The organism is Aliivibrio sp. 1S175 (assembly GCF_001690985.1).
Lineage (GTDB): Bacteria > Pseudomonadota > Gammaproteobacteria > Enterobacterales > Vibrionaceae > Aliivibrio.
The window spans coordinates 2,476-6,605 of record NZ_MAJS01000028.1 but is presented as its reverse complement, the minus strand read 5'-3'; the positions used below and the strand labels follow the sequence as shown (position 1 = coordinate 6,605).

The following is a 4,130-nucleotide window of genomic DNA, read 5'->3' as shown; positions in this document are numbered from 1 at the left end:
GTTTCAGTGATTAAGGCAGTAAAATTCAGTTAAGTCTGTATCGTAGCAAACGTGTTATGCAGGCGTTATGTGTTCCCAAGGGGTAAGTATGGATATCCAGTTTAAAAGAGCTTCTGAGCTAAAATATGCTGAGTCACTAACTCAATCCAATATGGCTAGTTATTATTTAACTCGTAATATCGTTTGGGACAGCAATCTGTTTATTAACAATTGGGCTCTCTTGGATAACTTTGAAATATTCGTGGATAATCATCGAGTTGGTATTGTTCGTTTTAGCTATAACGAATCAACCACTTTTCTGCGAGATTTACAGTTAAGTCCAGAATTTCATGGTAAGGGTATCGGTGCGAAAAGTCTCGATATGATTATAAATCACGCTAGACAGCATCAATCAAAAAAGTTACTTCTTCGTGTGTTCAGTGAAAATCCAGCAATCAAGTTATATAAAGAAAAAGGGTTTACGCAAACCGTGAAAGTGAATGGGTTAATAGAAATGGAATTTACTTTAAGTTCAAACACATAACAAATGCATCAACACGATTTGCTACATTCGGCATTCTAGATTTCTTTGGGTTTACCGTATTAAGTGGTAAATTTAGGCTTAATCTGCATGGTAGCAAACGTGTTATGCAGGCGTTAGACGCACATTCTTTCAAGTATCATCGCATTAATAAGGATTAAAATGTCTGAACAAGTACTAGATAAAATATCGAAGCAAGCTCAGGAATATTATAAAAACACGCCAGTGATAATATTAGGGAGTGGTGCCTCAGCTGCTTTTGGTATGTCTGGGATGTGGATGTTAGCTCAGCATTTGATTAAGAATATTAAAGTTGATGATTTATCGGAATCAGAGCAAAGCTCGTGGTCGATGTTTTGTCAATTACTTAATGATGGCGTAGATCTTGAAACTGCGTTACATGATGTTCATTTGTCTCCAGTTTTAACAAATAGAGTGGTTTCAAGTACGTGGGAATTATTGGCCCCAGAGGATGTTAAAGTCTTTAATCGTTCTTTTAATGAGCCAACTTTATTTCCACTGGGTAAGTTATTAAAACATATGTTTAGAAGTACGGCTAAAGAGCTAAATATAATTACTCCAAATTATGACAGATTAGCTGAATATGCATGTGAACAAGAAGGTATACATCATTATGACGGCTTTTCTCATGGTTATAAGGGACATTTAGTTAAAAAGAATCATTTAACCTGTTTACGTCAAGTCAACATTTGGAAGGTGCATGGTTCTCTAGGTTGGTTTACAAATAATAATAAAGTGATTATGTCGCTAGGGATAATGGATTCAATCCCTAGCGGGTTGAATCCATTGATTGTTACACCCGGTATAGAAAAGTATAGAAGTACTCATAAAGAGCCATATAAAACGATAATTCATGAATCTGATGATGTTATGGATAAAGCTACATCGTATTTGTGTGTTGGTTTTGGTTTTAATGACGATCATATACAAACAAAATTGGTTAATAGATGTGCAAATGATGATGCAGCAGTCATTATTATTACTCACAAGTTAACTGATGCTGCAAAAGAGTTTATTTTAAACCGAAATGCTGAAAGATATTTGGCAATAGAATCGTCTTCTAATGATGGAAAATCCATAATTTATAGCTCCTTAATTAAGGAAGCAATCGAAGTTGACGGAGATTATTGGTCTCTTAATGGTTTTCTAAATTTTATAATGTAAGGGAAAGTATGACAATTTTTAATTTTAGTGATGACGAAGCATTAGGAAAAGTTGCTTCTGTAGACACTGCAACCGTAATTATATCCGTAGATGATGTTGAACAGCTAAAGCGATTGCAAGTAAATAGATTGGCTGTATTACAAAGTAGTAAACCCGGACAACATTTAATTGGTATTATCAATCAGGTAACTAGAAAAAAGTTAGCAATGCCATCTATTGAAGATCAAGGTGAACAAGAAGACGAACAAAACTTATGTAAGGTTGCATTAATTGGGTCTCTTATCGATGCTGAAGGTTTAAGGAGAAATGTCTTTAGAAGAACCCTTGAAAGTGTTCCTGAAATTGATGCGAATTGCTTCTCACTTGAAGGTGATAAATTAACAGCGTTTATGCGGATTATATCTCATGCAGAGGCTGATGGTAATTCACTAACTTTGGGAAAATATACTTTAGATGAAAATGCGGTAGCATACCTAAATGGTAATAAATTTTTTCAACGCCATGCATTTATCGGTGGTAGTACAGGGGCAGGTAAGTCTTGGACAACAGCATTAATAATTGAGCAGGTTGCTAAGTTAAAAAATGCTAATGCAATTATTTTTGATCTTCACGGTGAATACTCACCCTTAAAAGGTGAAGGTATAAGCCATTTCAAAGTTGCTGGACCGGGAGATATAGAAGCAGGTCGAACACTTTCCGATGGCGCAATATATTTACCGTATTGGTTGCTATCATATGAAGCATTAGTATCATTGTTTGTTGACCGTAGTGACCAAAATGCTCCGAATCAGTCAATGCTTATGGCTAGAGAAGTTAATGCAGCTAAAACAAAATATCTAGAAGATGGCGGACATAAAGATATTTTAGATAACTTTACGGTAGATAGCCCTGTACCATTTGACTTGGAAGCTTTACTTAAATCATTGAACGATATTAATGTTGAGCAAGTACCAGGAGCAAGAAGTGGTACGACTAAAGCGGGAGAATTTAACGGTAAATTAAGTCGAATGATTTCTCGTTTAGAAAATAAAATATCTGATCGCCGATTAGGTTTTTTATTTCAAGGGGGGAAAGATGTACTTGAATTCGATTGGTTAAATCGGTTAGCTGATGCTTTACTTGGCAGCAGCGCAGAAAATAATCGAGGCGGAGTTAAAATAATAAACTTCTCAGAAGTACCTTCAGATGTATTACCATTGATTGTATCGTTAGTTGCTCGTTTAGCTTTTTCTATACAACAATGGACGCCTTCAACAATTCGACATCCTGTTGCATTACTATGTGATGAAGCACATTTATATATACCTAATAAAAATGTTGCTGGTGCGACAGATGATATATCTATTCAAATTTTTGAAAGGATCGCTAAGGAAGGCCGTAAGTATGGAGTTAGCTTAGTGGTTGTGACACAGAGACCGTCTGAAGTTAACAAAACTATCATTAGCCAATGTAGTAATTTTGTAGCCATGAGACTCACTAATTCTGATGATCAAGCGGTTATAAAAAAATTGCTTCCTGATAGTCTAGGTGGGTTTAGTGATATATTACCAACACTTGATACAGGTGAAGCTTTAGTTGTTGGCGACGCAAGTTTATTACCAAGTCGAATCCGTATTGATGAACCAGTCAATAAACCTGACAGTGGGACAATTGAATTCTGGAAAGAGTGGCAAGGGGATGTATCTGTTGGGCGATTAAGTTCAGCGGTAGATAATTGGCGTAAGCAAAACATACAATAATGTGCGTCTAACAAATGCATCAACACGATTTACTACACTCGGCATCTCAGGTTGTCGGGTGTTTCTCGTTTTAAGGCGTCAATTTTAAGTATAATTGCATAGTAGTAAACGTGTTATGCAGGCGTTATGTTCTTTTAGGTGAAAGTTTATGATCGAATATTTAGAGTTAATGTATAGTCAACCAGCAGAAAGAGCACAGTTTATGTTAATGGTAATATCATCATTATTGACTGCTCTTTTATCATTATTTATTGCCTTTTTCGTTGTAAAGTTAACTGAATCAGGTGCAAATAAAAAATCGCATAAAGAATTTACCATAAGTAAATTAGAAGAATTGTATAAAGCAACATTAGAGTTTGAAGATCAATTTATAGTTTTCTGTTCTCCAATAGCAGATTTCAATGATAGAAATATCATTGTCAGGCCTCAAGATAGCTTAATTAAGTGTGAAATGTATAAAAAGCTATATTTTTCAGATATGACGTTAGACCGCATTCAACTAAATCAAGCTATGGTAAATATTTATTTAGATAGTCGTAGAGAAGAATTATCATGTCAAGAAAGACTAGAAATATTTCAAAGTAATAAAAGAATGGTACAAGATTTTATAGATATGACTAAAGGATTTTGTGAACAAATGCTTCTTAAGCACAAATTATAAAAACGAACATAACAAATGCATCAAC

At 34.8% G+C, this 4,130-nt stretch carries 4 protein-coding genes; all 4 read left to right on the top strand.

The annotated features are described in order from the left end of the window. Nucleotides 1-88: 88 nt before the first annotated feature. The 4 genes from A6E06_RS11290 (at nucleotide 89) to A6E06_RS11275 (ending at nucleotide 4,105) form a co-directional block, all read left to right on the top strand. Nucleotides 89-523 carry an N-acetyltransferase gene (locus tag A6E06_RS11290; protein WP_065592668.1) on the top strand — a complete coding sequence of 145 codons (435 nt, stop codon included), beginning with the start codon at nucleotides 89-91 and terminating at the stop codon, nucleotides 521-523. 159 nt (nucleotides 524-682) lie between these two features. Next, nucleotides 683-1,705 (top strand): SIR2 family protein, encoded by a 1,023-nt coding sequence (locus A6E06_RS11285; protein WP_065592662.1) that lies wholly within the window; start codon nucleotides 683-685, stop codon nucleotides 1,703-1,705. An 8-nt stretch (nucleotides 1,706-1,713) separates the two neighbouring features. Continuing rightward, nucleotides 1,714-3,444 carry a helicase HerA domain-containing protein gene (locus A6E06_RS11280; RefSeq protein WP_065592663.1) on the top strand — a complete coding sequence of 577 codons (1,731 nt, stop codon included), beginning with the start codon at nucleotides 1,714-1,716 and terminating at the stop codon, nucleotides 3,442-3,444. Between the two features lie 148 nt (nucleotides 3,445-3,592). Beyond that, entirely contained in the window at nucleotides 3,593-4,105 is a 513-nt protein-coding gene (locus A6E06_RS11275; RefSeq protein ID WP_065592664.1) for a hypothetical protein, read from the top strand. The last annotated feature ends 25 nt before the right edge of the window (nucleotides 4,106-4,130 follow it).